Genomic DNA, 15,496 nt, shown 5'->3' on the forward strand with positions numbered 1-15,496 from the left:
ATTCCCCAATGTTAATTACACGCAGGCTGGAATTCGACGCTGGCCACCGCATCCCTTCGCACCACAGCAAATGCCGACACCTGCACGGCCACCGCTACGCTATCGAAGTTACCTTGTCGGGCAGCATTATCACTGAGGCAGGCGCCGCCGAGCAAGGAATGGTAATGGATTATTCCGAAGTAAAGCGGATCGCCAATGTTGCCTTGGTGGATTTATGGGATCATGCATTTCTGGTTTATCGCCAGGACCTGGACGTGTTGCAATTTCTCCAATCGCTGGACGACCACAAAACGGTCGTGCTCGACACCCCACCCACGGCCGAAAATCTCGCGCTTACCGCATTTCGCATTCTCGATGCCGCCTATCGGGATACTTATGGCAACCACCTGAGGCTTGAGCAGGTGCGCCTGTTCGAAACGCCTAATTGCTGGGCGGACGCGATTCGGGATAAATTGTAACCGCTTCATCTCGAACAGTTCGACCGCGGCGCAATGGGCGGGTTCCGCTAACCGCAGTCAGAAGCGCGCTATCGCGCGTTGTGTCCGCAAGATGTTTTTTTGCGTCGAGCTTGCACCTCAAAACGCCAAGATAATTTCGTTGTTTCATGCAATTTTTTGTTAACATGAAACAAGTTCAATCTATATCTCCCACTCATGTTAAATCAACCCATTCCCGATTTTGAGCTTCCCTCGACTGGCAACAAGGTTTTCCATCTATCCGCAACCTCAGGAAAAAATCTGGTGATTTATTTTTATCCTAAAGACAATACCCCGGGGTGTACGACGGAGGGTCAGGAGTTTCGTGACGCTTCTGGTGACTTTGCTACACTCGATTGCGATATCGTCGGTATCTCGCGCGACAGTATAAAATCGCATGAGGGATTCAAAATGAAGATGGACTTTCCTTTCGAGCTGTTAAGCGACGCGGACGAAGCCGTATGCAAACTGTTCAATGTCATCAAGATGAAAAACATGTACGGCAAACAGGTCCGGGGGATAGAGCGTAGCACCTTCGTGCTGGACGGGCAGCAAATATTGCGAAGGGAATGGCGAGGAGTCAAGGTGGCAGGCCATGTTCAGGAAGTGCTGGAATTCGTCAAGACACTGCCGAGGGAGAGACATGGGTCCTAGAAAAACCGCCTCCTCTCAGACTTCTTCCATTACTCCCGTTACCCGTTTGCGTGCCAATCCCAAGCTGTTCGTACTCGACAGCAACGTGCTGATGCACGATCCCACCAGCCTGTTCCGCTTTCAGGAGCACGACATCTACATCACGATGATGACCCTGGAGGAACTCGACAATAACAAGAAAGGGATGTCTGAAGTGGCTCGGAACGCGAGACAAACCAGCCGTTTCCTGGATGAGATCGTGAACAGCGCGATCACCGACATTGACGAAGGCATACCGCTGCAACCGCACGGCAGCAAGAGTGCGACCGGGCGGCTGTTTCTCCAGACTCAGGCGATCAGTAGCGTTCTCCCCATGCGCCTGGCCAGCGGCAGCGCTGACAATCAGATTATTGGCGTAGTTAAGTTTTTGCATGAAACTCATCAAAACCGCACGGTCGTCCTGGTTTCCAAGGACATCAACATGCGCATCAAGTCCCGCGCGCTTGGACTGGCTGCGGAAGACTATTTCAATGACAAGGTCCTTGAGGATACCGATCTCCTATTCTCCGGAATACAAGAGCTCCCGGTGGATTTCTGGGATAACCACGGCAAGGACATGGAATCGTGGCAGCAGGGCGGCCAGACGTTTTATCGCGTCAACGGGCCCCTGTGCGCGCATCTCATGGTCAACCAGTTCGTTTACCTTGAGCACGACAAGCCGTTCTATGCCCTGGTCAGGGAGCGCAACGGCGGAACCGCCGTTCTGCAAACGCTGAAGGACTACACACATAATAAAAATAACGTGTGGGGAATCACCGCACGTAACCGTGAGCAAAATTTCGCGCTCAATTTGCTGATGAATCCGGAGATCGATTTCGTCACGTTGCTGGGACAGGCAGGTACAGGCAAGACATTGCTCACTCTGGCGGCCGGCCTGATGCAGACACTGGAGCACAAGATTTACTCCGAAATAATCATGACTCGCGTCACGGTGCCGGTAGGAGAAGACATCGGTTTTTTACCCGGCACCGAAGAAGAAAAGATGACACCGTGGATGGGCGCGCTGGAAGACAACCTCGACGTGCTCAACAAGACGGACAGCAGTGCCGGCGAATGGGGACGCGCCGCCACGCTTGATCTGATTCGCTCGCGCATCAAGATAAAATCGCTCAATTTCATGCGCGGACGTACCTTCATCAACAAGTTTCTCATCATCGACGAGGCTCAGAACCTGACTCCCAAGCAGATGAAAACACTCATTACCCGCGCCGGACCCGCCACGAAAGTTATCTGCCTAGGTAATATTGCCCAGATCGATACGCCATATTTGTCGGAAGGCAGCTCGGGGTTGACTTACGTCGTAGACCGGTTCAAAGGGTGGAACCACAGCGGACACGTGACGTTGCAGCGCGGTGAGCGCTCGCGCCTGGCGGATTATGCGGCGGAGGTGTTATAGCCGTATGGGTTTGAAATCCGGTATGGAGAGCCGGATAACTATCCTTGGCTAATAATGTCCGGTCTTGGCGTAGCTCTCGAATCGGGTGTATTCACCAAGAAAAGTCAGGTCGACCTTGCCTATCGGCCCGTTACGCTGCTTGCCTATGATGATCTCGGCAATCCCCTTATCCTGTGTCTCGGGGTTATAGACCTCATCCCGGTAGATGAAAAGAATCAGGTCTGCATCCTGTTCTATGGCGCCAGACTCACGTAGATCCGACATGACCGGACGCTTGTTGGGGCGCTGTTCCAGGCTACGGTTCAATTGTGACAATGCGACCACGGGCACGTTGAGTTCCTTTGCCAACGCCTTAAGCGAACGTGAAATCTCGGAAATCTCGGTGGCTCGATTCTCTCCCTGACTGGAAGAGGACATGAGCTGCAAATAATCGACCACGATCAGTCCCAGTTCGCCGTGCTGGCGATGAAGTCGTCTCGCCCGCGCGCGCAATTCCAGCGCATTCAATGCGGCACTTTCGTCTATGAAGAGGGGTGCATCGCTCAGCTTGCCCAATGCATGGGTCAACTTGGACCAATCCTCGTCCTCTAAACGACCCGTACGAACTTTGTGCTGATCCAGGCGCCCCACCGAGCCCAACATGCGCATCGCCAGCTGCGCGCCACCCATTTCCATGCTGAACACCGCGACGGCCTTCTCCAGCATAAGCGCCACATGCTCCGCAATATTGAGGGCAAAAGCAGTTTTTCCCATTGACGGTCGACCAGCCACAATGACCAGGTCGCCTGGCTGCAAGCCGGAGGTTTTTTGGTCGAGATCGTGAAAGCCAGTGGCAATACCCGTTACATCGCTGGGATTATCCTGGTTGTATAGCGTTTCGATCCGCTCCACGACCTGCTTGAGGAGCGGCTGAATATCGACGAACCCCTGCTTTCCCCGTGCTCCCGCTTCAGCTATCTCGAATACCTTCGCCTCGGCTTCATCCAGCAGATTCGCTGCGGAACGTCCCGCTGGGCTGTAGGCGGAGTCGGAGATTTCCGAGCCGACTTGCGCGAGCTTGCGCATTACTGACCGCTCCCGAACGATCTCCGCATAACGCCTAATGTTGGCGGCCGATGGGGTATTCTGAACAATTACGCCCACATATGCCAGGCCGCCCACGTTTTGCAGTTCCGCCGACATTTCCAGCGACTCAGCCACAGTCACCACGTCCGCCGGTTTGCTATGCTCGACCAGCTTGCAGATGTGCCGGTAAATGAGGCGATGATCCTGCCGATAAAAATCATCCTCGGTAAGAACATCGGCCACCTTGTCCCATGCGTGGTTATCAAGCATCAACCCGCCCAGCACAGACTGCTCCGCTTCAACGGAATGCGGAGGCATTTTGTAGGTTTCAAGCAATTGATCGCTGGCGGGGACGGTGAGGAATTCAGGCATGGGATCACGTGAGCTTGGAGGCATCGGAGAATTTTACCACCGTGCGACACCCCAAAAATAAAAAGGGCTGAACGACAGCCCTTGATGAAGGAAACGCCGAGCCACCGCGTGGGTTTCGCGGCGTTTCCGTTAGTTGGGAGAGAACACGTTCAGGAAGTGGGCTCCCCGAGCACAGAAACAACGATATTCGCGATTACGTCGCTATGCAACGCGATCGCCACCGGATGGTCTCCAATCTGCTTTAAGGAGCCCTGTGGCATCCGTATCATCGCGCGCTCGATCTCAAAGCCCTGAGCTTTCAGTGCTTCCTCGATATCAGCGTTGGTGACCGACCCAAACAGCTTGCCGTCCACCCCTGCTTTCCGGGTAATCTGCACCATCAAGCCGTCCAGTTTAGCTGCATGTGCCTGCGCAGCAGCCAGTACTTCTGCCTGGCTCTTTTCCAGTTCAGCGCGCCGCGCCTCGAACTCGGCGATCGCGGTTGGCGTTGCCCGCTTAGCTTTGCCCTGCGGAATTAGGAAATTTCGCGCATAACCGTTTTTTACTTTGACAACGTCGCCCAATTGACCGAGGTTGACCACCTTCTCCATCAGAATGATCTGCATGTTATCCGCTCCTTAGTGCAAGTCGGTGTAAGGAAGCAATGCAAGAAAGCGAGCACGCTCGATGGCAATGCCCAACTGACGCTGATAGCGCGATTTGGTGCCGGTGATGCGGGCAGGGATGATCCTGCCATTTTCATTGATGAAATCTTTCAATAAGTCAACGTCCTTGTAATCGACTGTCTTGATCCCCTCAGCGGTAAAGCGGCAGAATTTTCTGCGCTTGAAGAGCGGGCGGCTTGCCTTCTTGTCCTTATCCTTGTCCTTGCCATCTTTGCGTTTCGTCGTAAAACGAGCCATGATTTTTCCTGTTTCTCTCGAATAGGTGAAATTAAATAAAGTCGATTTTGTTCGCATGCAACACCAGCTGCAAGCTCATGCGGCTTTTTTTTGCCAGAAAACCGGCCACCTTCACCATGGTTCCGGGCATGAGCGCAGTTGCGGTTTCAGCCAATTGCGCCAGCGCCACCACGAGTATTTCGCATTCCACCTTGCGCGGTATACCTGCTTCGACCTGACGCGAGGCGTGACCGATCTTGAATTCGGTTACCGCGACTCCAGCTGGGGTGTAGCGCAAACTGCCAATTTCGATAATCTTGCCGCAAATGACAGTCTGGTTGCAGTCCAATTCATTATCGGCCTATGTTGCCAGCGTGGTCTCTTTAGCGTCCTCGGCCGGCGCGGCGGCCCTTGGCTTCTCCTCGCGCATCATGGGCGAAGGTGTTGTGACCGCCCCATCCATTTTGATCGTGAGATGACGCAATATCGCGTCGTTGAACTTGAACGCATGATCCAGTTCATCCAGCGTTTCTTGATCACATTCGATATTCATCAGCACATAATGCGCTTTATGAACCTTCTGGATCAGATAGCTAAGCTGCCGGCGCCCCCAGTCTTCCAGGCGATGAACCCTGCCATTTCTGGCAGTAACGATGCTGCGGTAGCGCTCGATCATCGCGGGCACCTGCTCGCTCTGGTCGGGATGGACAATGAAAGCAATTTCGTAATGGCGCATATATTCTCCTTATGGGTAAAGCCACCCGTCATGCGGGAACGGTGAGGCAAGGTTGAAACCAAGCGCGGCATTTGGGACTACGCATTCAGCCAGCGGCCGCCAAAGCACTGTCAGGAGGCGGCCTATCTTCCGCTGAGCGCAACTGCTGCCGGATTCAGGTTGAAGAGGCCGGTACTATACTGAATCAGCAATGAAATATCAATCGGAAAGCACTCGCATGCAAGCCCCGCCATGCACCGCGACCGCTTGGGAATCCAATCAACGCTTACTGCGCTGCCGGCGAGTCTCGAACAAACAGATGCCGGCGCTTACAGAAACATTAAGACTTTCGACACTGCCCAACATGGGAATCGAAACAAGCCAGTCACATGTTTCGCGCGTCAGACGTCGCATTCCTTTCCCTTCCGCACCGAGCACCCATGCGATGGGCCCGCCGAGCTCGACAGTATTGAGGTCGCTGTCGGCGTCTGCTGTCGCGCCGACTATTGATATACCGCGTTGTTTCAATCCCCGCAACGTACGCGCAAGGTTGGTGACGGAAATATAGGGCACGGCATCAGCTGCGCCGCTGGCGACTTTAAATACCGTAGCGGTTAATCCAACTGCACGGTCCTTGGGCGCGATTACGGCATGGACCCCAAACGCATCCGCAACCCGCAGGCAGGCGCCCAGGTTATGCGGGTCTTGGAGGCCGTCCAGCACCAGCAATAGAGCTGGCTCAGCAAGCGTATCGAGCACGTCTTCCACATCTATATGGCTGCGCGTGGGGTCTATGGAAGCTGCGACCCCCTGATGGCGCGCGCCTTCGGCCATTCCCGCCAATCTGCTGCTATCGCACGATATAAGCTTGACGCCGCTATTTTCGGCGAGCAAAGTCAGATCCCGAGCGCGCGGGTCGCGCCGACTACTGTCAAGAAAAATTTCTTTGACGCTGGCTGGGTTCTGCCGCAGACGGCTGGTAATCGCGTGAAAACCGAACATGAGACGATTAGTGGGCATCGGCAAACAGGACGATTAAAGAGGTAGAGTATAAGCGGACGAGCACAAGCTTGCTGCTCATCTCCACACACTTGCCTGATTCGAACTCATGAATGGGCACCGCCAGTCAAAACGAAATCAATTTTGCTGGTTTCGAGATCGACTCTTGCTACTTTGACACGAAGACGATCGCCAAGACGGTAGCGTTTGCCAGTGCGCTCACCCAGCAGCATGTGCTTCCCAGGATCGAAATGGAAATAATCGCTGGGCAACTCGGAAATATGCACCAACCCTTCCACATAAATGCCGTCAAGCGCCACGAACAGGCCGAAGCCGGTCACCCCGCTGATAACGCCATCAAACGTTTCACCGATTTTATCCTGCATGTAATAACACTTGAGCCAGGACTCCACATCGCGGCTGGCATCGTCCGCGCGACGCTCGGTTAGCGAGCAGTGCTCGCCGAGTTCGTGCCAGTTGCCCGGCGTATAGACCGTGCCGTTCAGCACTGCCTTGATGGCACGGTGCACCAGCAGGTCCGGATAACGCCTGATGGGGGAGGTAAAGTGGGTATAGGATTCATAGGCGAGCCCAAAGTGGCCTACGTTATCGGGACTATAAACCGCCTGCCGTAGGGATCGCAGCATTACGGTCTGTAAGAGCTGCGCATCGGGCCTGTCCTTGATTTTTGCCAGTGTTCCTGCGTAATCCTTCGCATGTGGTTCATCGCCCCCACGCAGTTGCAATCCGAATTCCTTAAGAAAGTCGCGCAGGGCAAGCAGTTTTTCAGGCGTAGGACCCTCGTGAATGCGATAGAGAGTTGGCTGTTTATGCTGTTGCAGAAAATCCGAAGCGCATACGTTTGCCGCCAGCATGCATTCTTCGATGAGACGATGAGCATCATTGCGCTTCACCGGGAGAATACGCTCGATTTTACCCTGGTCGTTAAAAACCATCTGCGTTTCGATGGTTTCAAAATCGATTGCGCCCCGCTTCCCGCGGGCTTTCAGTAATACCTTGAATAATTTATAGAGCAACTGAATATGGGGCAGGAGCTTATCGTACTGCTTTGCATCCTCCCCTTTGGGATCTTCCAGCATCGCCGCCACCTTGGTATAGGTAAGCCGCGCGTGGGAAAACATTACCGCCGGATAAAAACGGTATGCGCTGAAATCGCCATGACTGTCGATATTCATCTCACATACCACGCATAAACGCTCGACCTGCGGGTTAAGCGAACATAATCCGTTGGAGAGCACTTCCGGCAACATCGGGATAACACGTCGCGGGAAATAAACCGAATTGCCGCGATTGAGCGCTTCCTGATCGAGCGCGTCCTGTGGGGACACATAATGACTGACATCCGCGATCGCGACATACAACTTGTATCCCTTTCCGTCGCGGGCGCAATACACGGCGTCATCAAAGTCGCGTGCAGTTTCGCCGTCGATAGTGACCAGAGGCAGATGGCGAAGATCCTCGCGATCCCCCGCCTCGCCTTCTGTCACCTTGTCCGGAAATTTCCCCGAAAGCTTTTTTACCGGTGGAGGAAACTGATAAGGCAGATCATATTTACGCAAGGCGATTTCGATCTCCATTCCCGGGGCCGTATAATCTCCCAGGATCTCGACGATCCGCCCAATAGGCTGAGCATGTTTGCTTGGCTGTTGGATAATTTCGACCATGACCACCTGACCTGCTCTGGCGGCCATCGATTCTTCCCGCGGTATCAGAATATCCTGGCTGATACGCCTGTTCTCCGCCTCCACGAACAAGATGCCGTGATCGGTGTGCAATCGCCCAACCAGTTGCGTCACCGCGCGCTCCAGCACCTCGACGATGGCGCCTTCTTTACGTCCGCGCCGGTCGATGCCGATCTCACGCACCATTACGCGGTCACCGTGTAGCGCCTTATGCATTTCTTTGGCGCTTAAAAATAAATCCGGACTGCCGTCATCGGGTATGAGGAAGCCAAAACCATCGGGGTGGCCCTGTACCCTTCCCTTGATAAGATCGAGCTTCTCGACGACGCAGATATCCCCCTTGCGGTTACGCATGATCTGACCCTCGCGCAACATCGCAGAAATACGGCGGCTGAAAATTTCTTCTTCTTCTTCTGTAATATCAAGAAGGCTCTGCAATGCCTTTTCATTCACGGGAATACCCTGTTCGTCCAGGATTTGCAGCATGAACTCGCGACTGGGCAGCGCATGTCCATATCGCTCTTTCTCCCGCTGAAGATAAGGATCTAGCTCACGGACGTGGCGTGGTTTCTTGATTGACAAAGCAATGGTTTCCTATAAAATTGCGCGTCTATCCTGCGCCCCTGTCCCGCTAGCCGGACAGGATGCAAACATTGCCCAGATGGCGGAATTGGTAGACGCACTAGGTTCAGGTCCTAGCGGTGGCAACACTGTGGAGGTTCGAGTCCTCTTCTGGGCACCATTCATTATTTTTCGTCGAAGCGCATGTCCAGCATATCCAGCAGTAAAACCTGCTCGGGTTTGTCGGCAACCGGAACACTCAAGCGGATCATTCTGAAGTACCGAAAGTATAGCAGTGGCACGAGTGCGGCGCGGTTGGGATGAGCATGCAATATCAAGAAAGCGTTCCATACCGTATGTAAAATTTGCACAGACGGGCATAAACGTCGGTCACAAACGTGAAACTCTCGTCGTAGTCATGCAAGTCCGAGCGTCACAATCTTTCAGGCGCGACCACTCAGAAAAGGTATACGAATCACTGAATCAGCCGCGGCTTAATCGGTTGGGGTCCGGCAAGGAATAGCTAGCTGTAAAATCTTACAGCTATTCATACGACTCAATCCGTTGTCTTATAACGCACTCCTTCACGTAAATCAATATTGGATGGCTGAACATTATTCGCACGCAAGGCGAAAGTAGCGACATCAGACGCTGAATTACCATTCGATTCGACCAGCCCGAACGCCGGGCCGGCGGCGGTCCTTCAGATTATCGTTCTGTTAAGGTCGGCTCGTACTGCGCGACACCGAACATACAAAAGAAAAACGACTATTCATCAGTGCGTCAGCGCCAATCAAGTGAAGCCGATTCCCGCCGTTAAAAGTTCAACCATCGGAACTGATCCGCTTGCGACGCCGCGCGGACAACCTTGCCGGGGACCGGGTCAAGCCGCCCCGGTAATCAGTTGTATGAGCCGATTCCCCTTAACGGAACATGGAACAAAACGAAGCAATTTCATAATTCACCAATTTCCATTAAAGTTACTTGAACTCATTCTGATGAACGACTTGGTGGCCGCTTTTAACGAATACTTTGAAGTCATCGATGCCAATTCGCCCGAATTGCTGCGCGATGTGTTCCGCGTTCGCTATCAAGTCCTGTGCGTTGAACAACGCGCACCGGGTTTTGACCCATCCCGCTATCCCGAAGAGATGGAAAGCGATGATTATGATCGTCACTCGTCCCATATACTGCTGGTGCATCGTCCCTCCGGGGCCTATGTCGGAACGTCCCGTTTGATCCTCCCCGATCCGCTCGACACGCACAAACCATTTCCCACCGAGCGGCATATGTTGCTCGATCCCGCTCTCATAGATATGAGCAAACTACCCCGGCAACGAGTAGGGGAAATATCGCGGCTGTTTGTTCTTCGCCAGTTCTGCCGAAGAAGCGAGGAGCTTGAGGGTCAGTCGGGATTGACCGACATTAAAAGCGCGGCTGTACAACACCGGCGCCGCTTCCCCCATCCAGTTCTCGCGCTTGCCGTCGGCATTATCCGTATGTCGGTCAAACACAACGTCAATCACTGGCTATCGGTAATGGAACCTGCTTTAAACAGATTACTCGGGCTTTACGGGTTACAACTCGATCCTGTCGGGCCCTTGACGGAGCATCACGGTAGACGCCGCCCTTACTACGTCAATCTGACCAGCATGCTGGATCGCATGCATAAAGATCACAACCAGATTTGGGAACTTGTTACTGATTACGGCAGGGTCAGGCCGAAATATGCGGAGCACGTGCAGTCGATACCGGCAAGTAGCGTTCTAGCTGATCGCTGAAATAATAGGCGGTGGACAGTCCAATCACTGCGCCGGCACAACCGTGTTTTACGATTAACCTTTATATCGTCCATTATATCTTTCATTCCGGCGGCCTATCTCAGCCCGGCTTCTGCTTATCGGACCAGCCGGACGAACATTAATCGTGACAATTAAAATAAAAATCCGGCGGCTCATCCTGTTCGTCTGTTTGCTGTTCAGCATGACGCCGGCGATAGCCATTGCTGGGGCAACCGAACCCTATGAGGTAATAACTCATCCGGGTATCAATGAAAAATCTCTTCCCAGAAGCACCTTGCGCGCTATTTTCGGGATGCGGCTGCATACGTGGCCGGATGGCACTGGCATCAAAGTGTTCGTCATGCCCGACGAAGCACCCTTACATGCGGTTTTTTCCAAAGAAAAGCTGAATGTGTTTCCCTACCAGTTGCGTGCCGCTTGGGACCGGCTGGTATTTTCCGGCACGGGCCAGGCACCCGAAACCGTAACGTCGCCGGAAGAGATGCTGGCCAAGGTCGCCGGCACACCTGGAGCAATCGGCTACTTAACCAAATCCCGGATGGACGGCAGAGTCAATGTACTCCAGATCAAATAACCCGGCTCGCCCCCACGTAAACTGGGCTATCAGATTGATGGTCTTGCCGGCTTTACTATTGGGAGCCCCTGCCCATGCTGACAAGCTGCCTGAACTGCCGAAGTTATCAGAAATAAGGCTGCCCAAGCTGCCCGAGATGCCAAAACTGCCGCACAACCTGCAAATACACGGTTTCGCGAGCCAGGGATGGCTGAAAAGCTCGGACAACAATAATGTGTTTGGTCCCAGTTCTTCCAGTAGCGGAAGCTTCGACTTCAGGGAGATCGGGTTGAACGCCTCGATGCGGCCCCTTACCAATCTGCAGTTTTCCGTCCAGGGACTTTCCCGAACGGCCGGAAACGGCAGCCCAGGCAATATCCGGCTGGATTATGGCTTTATCGATTACACATTTTCCAACCGCGAGAACAGCCAGCTGGGCATACGCTTGGGTAGAATGAAAAATCCGCTCGGTTTCTATAATGACACCCGGGACGTGCCCTTCACCAGGCCCAGCATCCTGTTGCCACAATCCATCTACTTCGACCGCACGCGCAAGCTGGCAATCGCTGCGGATGGGGTGCATTTATATGGGGAATACCGCTCCGATTACGGCGACGTTTCCTTCCAGGCGGGCGTGGTAAGGCCGCTGGTGCGAGGTGATGAGGCCGAGGCCGCCGTGTTTGGAGTGCTACTTCCCGGGCATCTGGCCCCTGAAATATCCTATGTCAGCCGTGTAAACTATGAACTCGAAGGGGGGCGGGTTCGTCTTGGCATAAGCGCAACCCAGCTGAACATGAGTTACTCCCCAGCCCCTGGGGTAACGCAAGACCTGCAGGCAGGGTCATTCCATTTCGTCCCCCTCGTCTTCTCCGCTCAATACAACGCCGAGCGCTGGAGCCTCACGTCGGAATATGCGATTCGCTACCTGGAAAACAAAAACCTTGCCCCGATAAAAGACCAGAGCTATGCCGGGGAGAGCTATTATTTCCAGGGTGTCTACCGCTTTACGCCGGAGTGGGAGGGAATTGTTCGTTACGATGCTTATTTCGCCGATCGCGATGACCATAATGGAACGATATGGGCTGCCACTGACGCTGGGCGCAGGACGGGACGCCCAGCCCATAGCCGGTTCGCGAAGGATATCACCGTAGGTCTGCGCTGGAATATCACGTCGCAATTCATGCTTCGGGCCGAATATCACCATGTGAATGGCACCGGCTGGCTCTCGGCGCTTGATAATCATGATTCCAGCCACCCACCGGCTCAGCACTGGGATCTTTTCTCCATTCTTGGCTCCTACCGGTTCTAACGAATACTCGATGCGGAAGAATCTTCACAAGGGCCTGGTTCAGCTTGACGGTACTACCGGTCCCGCACGCCGGTTTCTGGGCCTGAAGTGGAAAGTGCTGTTGCTGAGCAGCCTGATCCTGATCGCTATCGTCGTTTCATTCACCAGCATTACTTACGTGAGCTTAATGGATGATTTCGAGAGCCAGAGAGATGCGCAACATCAGCGTTATGCGAGTGAAGTCGAAGGCCTGATCGATCAGATCGCAAATAACCTGCATCAGCTTGCCGAGCTGATCCCTTTTATGGAAGGGATGGGCATCGATCTGCTCAAAGGTAATGGGACAAGGATTACTGAAACATTCGACCCGCATTGGGCATTGCTGCAGCTTAACAAGGGTATAGAACTGGTGCGTTTTTACGATAATTCGCATCAGCTGCTGGCAAGCTGGGGTATTCTTGAAGCGGATACGCATGAAGGCCCGATGTTGGACTGGGTGCGCGATGTTAATGCGAGAGAACACCCGATCAGCCCGTTGCGCTGCAAAAAAAACTGCACCCAGTTCGCGGTAGCACCACTGCTGGTTGAAGGAAACAAGGTCGGCGTTGTTGTCATCGGCGCACCCCTGGTAGACGCGATTTTGGGGTTCAAGAATATTTCCGGGGCGGACATCGGGTTGTTGATTAAAGAACCAGGCGATGTAGCCCGCAGTAACGATACGAGAATCGCACAATGGAAAGTACGCGTTGCCGCTCTCACCAGCAGCGAAAAAATCCGGCCTATTCTCAATGCCGTGGCCGAGAAATACCCTGATTTCAGAAATCTTGAGCAAGGGGTGCAGGGTTTCTGGGACAATCGTTATCAGCAACTTAAACTGCTCCCTCTTGAGCGAATAGATCCGTCGGACAAGGCGCAGTTGATCGTTGTCACCGATACCACCTCTACTGTCCGCACCATTCAAAGCTCCACCCAGCAGAACATGATCATCGGTCTGGTTGGGCTCGTGCTTTCTGAGATTCTGCTATTTGTAATACTGACGAAACCCCTTTCCCGGCTCAAACACATCGTATTTACGTTGCCGCTTTTAGCCCGCAGCAGCTTTCAGGATTTTCGTGCTTCACTGCGTTACGCCGGTCAGAAACAATGGCTGAAGGATGAAATCGACATGCTCGATGAAACCGCCGTCGCCCTGTCTCATCAGCTTGAACAGCTGGAAGATCAGGTCGCGGACCGGACACGGATATTGGCGAGGAAAATGGAGGAGTTGAGCACGGAAAGGGATTTCATCAACAATCTGCTCGATATCGCGCAGGTGATCGTGATTACCCAAAACGCGAACGGCCAGATTCTCACGCTGAACGCGCACGGTGAAACGCTTATCCAGTTCACCGAAAATGAACTTCAGGGGAGGCCCTTTATCGACATGCTGGCGCTGGAAAACGATTCGCAGGATCTGCCAGCGCGACTTGAGGAAGTGCGTTCGGCGCGGCGGGAACAATTGCGCCATGAGGCGAATATTCTATGCAAGGACACATCCCTACGACATATTCTGTGGCTGCATTCACGGTTGACGAGGCATGCTGCTGATGACCCGGCCATGTTATCGGTCGGTCTTGACATGACCGAACACAAGCGTACCCAAGGCAGACTTGCCTGGCTGGCCGATCACGATCCGCTGACCGATCTGTTCAACCGCCGCCGCTTTCAGGAAGAGCTGGAACAGATGCTTAACCTTGCGGCCCGCTATAAACACTCTGGCGCGTTGCTGTTTTTTGATCTTGACCAGTTCAAGTATATCAACGATACCAGTGGCCATCAGGCAGGGGACGCCCTTCTGAAGATGGTTGCCCGTATGTTGCTGGGCAGCATTCGCAGCGTGGACATACTCGGGCGCCTGGGAGGCGATGAATTCGCGGTAATCCTGCCCCAAACGACGGCCGAGGGCGCAATAGAAGTGGCAAAAAACGCCCTGGCCTGCCTTAACCAGGGGAGGATCATGGTGAACGGACGTACGCATACGGCATCGGCCAGCGTCGGCATCGCGCTTTTTCCCGAACATGGAAACAATGTACATGACCTCTTGGCCGCGGCTGATCTCGCTATGTATCAGGCCAAGGAGGCCGGGCGCGGCAGCTGGCACCTGTTTTCAGATGAGGAAAAAACCCGGGAACGCATGCATACGCTGGTCTATTGGAAGGAAAAAATTGAACATGCACTCGCGCATGACCGGTTCCTGTTCTACTTTCAGCCCATCATGCATATTGCCGACAAAACGATTGATCATTACGAAGTGTTGCTGCGCATGCTCGACGATGATGGAACAATACTCGTTCCACATTTTTTCATACCCGCAGCAGAGCAGACCGGCCTTATTCATGCCATTGACCACATGGTATTGAGGAAGGCCATCGCTCAGTCAGCGGAGGTCCGGCGCCGGGGGCATTGCATTCGCTTCTCCATCAACTTGTCTGCTCATGCATTTCACGACCCTGAACTGTTGCCGATCCTGAAGGAAACGTTCGCCCGATACGACGCTGACCCCTCCACCTTTATGTTCGAGATCACCGAGACAGCGGCGCTGGAAGACCTGTCCGCTGCCCGCACACTGATGGAGACGATCAAAATGCTCGGCTGCAGTTTTACGCTGGATGATTTTGGAGTCGGCTTTTCGTCCTTCTACTACATACGACAGCTACCAATCGATGTGGTAAAGATCGACGGCTCCTTTATCCGAAACCTCGCCGACAGTCCGGATGACCAGATTCTGGTCAAAGCATTATGTGAGGTAGCGAGAGGATTCGGGAAGAAAACAACTGCAGAGTTCGTAGAGACCGCAGCGACCCTCGCGGTATTGGAGAAAATGGGAATCGACTATGCTCAAGGTTTTCTGATCGGAACGCCTGCGCCCGCCCACGACTCGCCCTTCAAAGACGTCCTGGAAGCGTAAATCTCACAGCCATTCTTTGTCCCCACTCACGCGTAAGCGTGAGCA

15 protein-coding genes and 1 tRNA gene are annotated in these 15,496 nt (G+C 53.7%); 8 read left to right on the forward strand and 8 right to left on the reverse strand.

The window, feature by feature from the left end; translation table 11 throughout:
* Positions 1-8 precede the first annotated feature (8 nt).
* From queD to BM022_RS02490, 3 genes are all read left to right on the forward strand, one after another.
* A complete protein-coding gene (queD, locus tag BM022_RS02480) occupies positions 9-458 on the forward strand; it encodes a 6-carboxytetrahydropterin synthase QueD (protein WP_091136594.1) in 450 nt (149 codons plus the stop codon).
* A gap of 195 nt (positions 459-653) precedes the next feature.
* Positions 654-1,130: a peroxiredoxin gene (locus tag BM022_RS02485; protein WP_091136597.1), complete on the forward strand. Its 477-nt coding sequence runs from the start codon at positions 654-656 to the stop codon at positions 1,128-1,130.
* Positions 1,120-2,565 carry a PhoH family protein gene (locus tag BM022_RS02490; protein ID WP_091136598.1) on the forward strand — a complete coding sequence of 482 codons (1,446 nt, stop codon included), beginning with the start codon at positions 1,120-1,122 and terminating at the stop codon, positions 2,563-2,565. Before BM022_RS02485 ends, BM022_RS02490 begins: the two co-directional genes overlap by 11 nt.
* A 48-nt stretch (positions 2,566-2,613) precedes the next feature.
* Here the strand turns inward: BM022_RS02490 and dnaB are convergent, their stop codons facing one another.
* The 7 genes from dnaB to rnr all read right to left on the reverse strand — a co-directional run bounded on the left by dnaB (position 2,614) and on the right by rnr (position 8,882).
* Positions 2,614-4,002: a replicative DNA helicase gene (dnaB, locus tag BM022_RS02495; protein ID WP_177191604.1), complete on the reverse strand. Its 1,389-nt coding sequence runs from the start codon at positions 4,000-4,002 to the stop codon at positions 2,614-2,616.
* A gap of 149 nt (positions 4,003-4,151) precedes the next feature.
* Positions 4,152-4,607, reverse strand: coding sequence for a 50S ribosomal protein L9 (gene rplI, locus BM022_RS02500; protein ID WP_091136602.1), 456 nt, complete (start codon positions 4,605-4,607; stop codon positions 4,152-4,154).
* 12 nt (positions 4,608-4,619) lie between these two features.
* Complete coding sequence (rpsR, locus tag BM022_RS02505; RefSeq protein ID WP_091136605.1) at positions 4,620-4,904, reverse strand: 30S ribosomal protein S18; 285 nt, start codon at positions 4,902-4,904, stop codon at positions 4,620-4,622.
* A gap of 31 nt (positions 4,905-4,935) precedes the next feature.
* A complete protein-coding gene (gene priB, locus BM022_RS02510; protein WP_091136607.1) occupies positions 4,936-5,232 on the reverse strand; it encodes a primosomal replication protein N in 297 nt (98 codons plus the stop codon).
* Positions 5,233-5,244: 12 nt separating this feature from the next.
* Positions 5,245-5,619 carry a 30S ribosomal protein S6 gene (gene rpsF, locus BM022_RS02515; protein WP_091136609.1) on the reverse strand — a complete coding sequence of 125 codons (375 nt, stop codon included), beginning with the start codon at positions 5,617-5,619 and terminating at the stop codon, positions 5,245-5,247.
* A 258-nt stretch (positions 5,620-5,877) separates the two neighbouring features.
* A complete protein-coding gene (rlmB, locus tag BM022_RS02520; RefSeq protein WP_091136611.1) occupies positions 5,878-6,618 on the reverse strand; it encodes a 23S rRNA (guanosine(2251)-2'-O)-methyltransferase RlmB in 741 nt (246 codons plus the stop codon).
* An 86-nt stretch (positions 6,619-6,704) separates the two neighbouring features.
* Complete coding sequence (gene rnr / locus BM022_RS02525) at positions 6,705-8,882, reverse strand: ribonuclease R (RefSeq protein ID WP_091136612.1); 2,178 nt, start codon at positions 8,880-8,882, stop codon at positions 6,705-6,707.
* Positions 8,883-8,955: 73 nt separating this feature from the next.
* Here rnr and BM022_RS02530 point away from each other — a divergent pair.
* Positions 8,956-9,042: transfer RNA gene (locus BM022_RS02530), tRNA-Leu, on the forward strand.
* 4 nt (positions 9,043-9,046) lie between these two features.
* On the opposite strand, the gene BM022_RS15385 is transcribed toward BM022_RS02530, so the two are convergent.
* A complete protein-coding gene (locus BM022_RS15385; RefSeq protein ID WP_177191605.1) occupies positions 9,047-9,199 on the reverse strand; it encodes a hypothetical protein in 153 nt (50 codons plus the stop codon).
* A 660-nt stretch (positions 9,200-9,859) separates the two neighbouring features.
* Between BM022_RS15385 and BM022_RS02535 the strand changes: the two genes are divergently transcribed.
* The 4 genes from BM022_RS02535 to BM022_RS02550 all read left to right on the forward strand — a co-directional run bounded on the left by BM022_RS02535 (position 9,860) and on the right by BM022_RS02550 (position 15,451).
* Positions 9,860-10,642 (forward strand): PEP-CTERM/exosortase system-associated acyltransferase, encoded by a 783-nt coding sequence (locus BM022_RS02535; protein WP_091136883.1) that lies wholly within the window; start codon positions 9,860-9,862, stop codon positions 10,640-10,642.
* A 145-nt stretch (positions 10,643-10,787) separates the two neighbouring features.
* On the forward strand, positions 10,788-11,237 hold the full coding sequence (locus BM022_RS02540) for a type 2 periplasmic-binding domain-containing protein (RefSeq protein ID WP_218146815.1): 450 nt from the start codon (positions 10,788-10,790) through the stop codon (positions 11,235-11,237).
* Positions 11,238-11,373: 136 nt separating this feature from the next.
* Positions 11,374-12,525: a porin gene (locus tag BM022_RS02545; RefSeq protein WP_256208855.1), complete on the forward strand. Its 1,152-nt coding sequence runs from the start codon at positions 11,374-11,376 to the stop codon at positions 12,523-12,525.
* 10 nt (positions 12,526-12,535) lie between these two features.
* The gene (locus BM022_RS02550; RefSeq protein WP_091136616.1) at positions 12,536-15,451 is read left to right on the forward strand and encodes a bifunctional diguanylate cyclase/phosphodiesterase; all 2,916 of its coding nucleotides are present in this window, start codon (positions 12,536-12,538) and stop codon (positions 15,449-15,451) included.
* Positions 15,452-15,496: the final 45 nt, after the last annotated feature.

This window comes from Nitrosospira sp. Nsp14, assembly GCF_900113575.1.
Taxonomy (GTDB): Bacteria; Pseudomonadota; Gammaproteobacteria; order Burkholderiales; family Nitrosomonadaceae; genus Nitrosospira.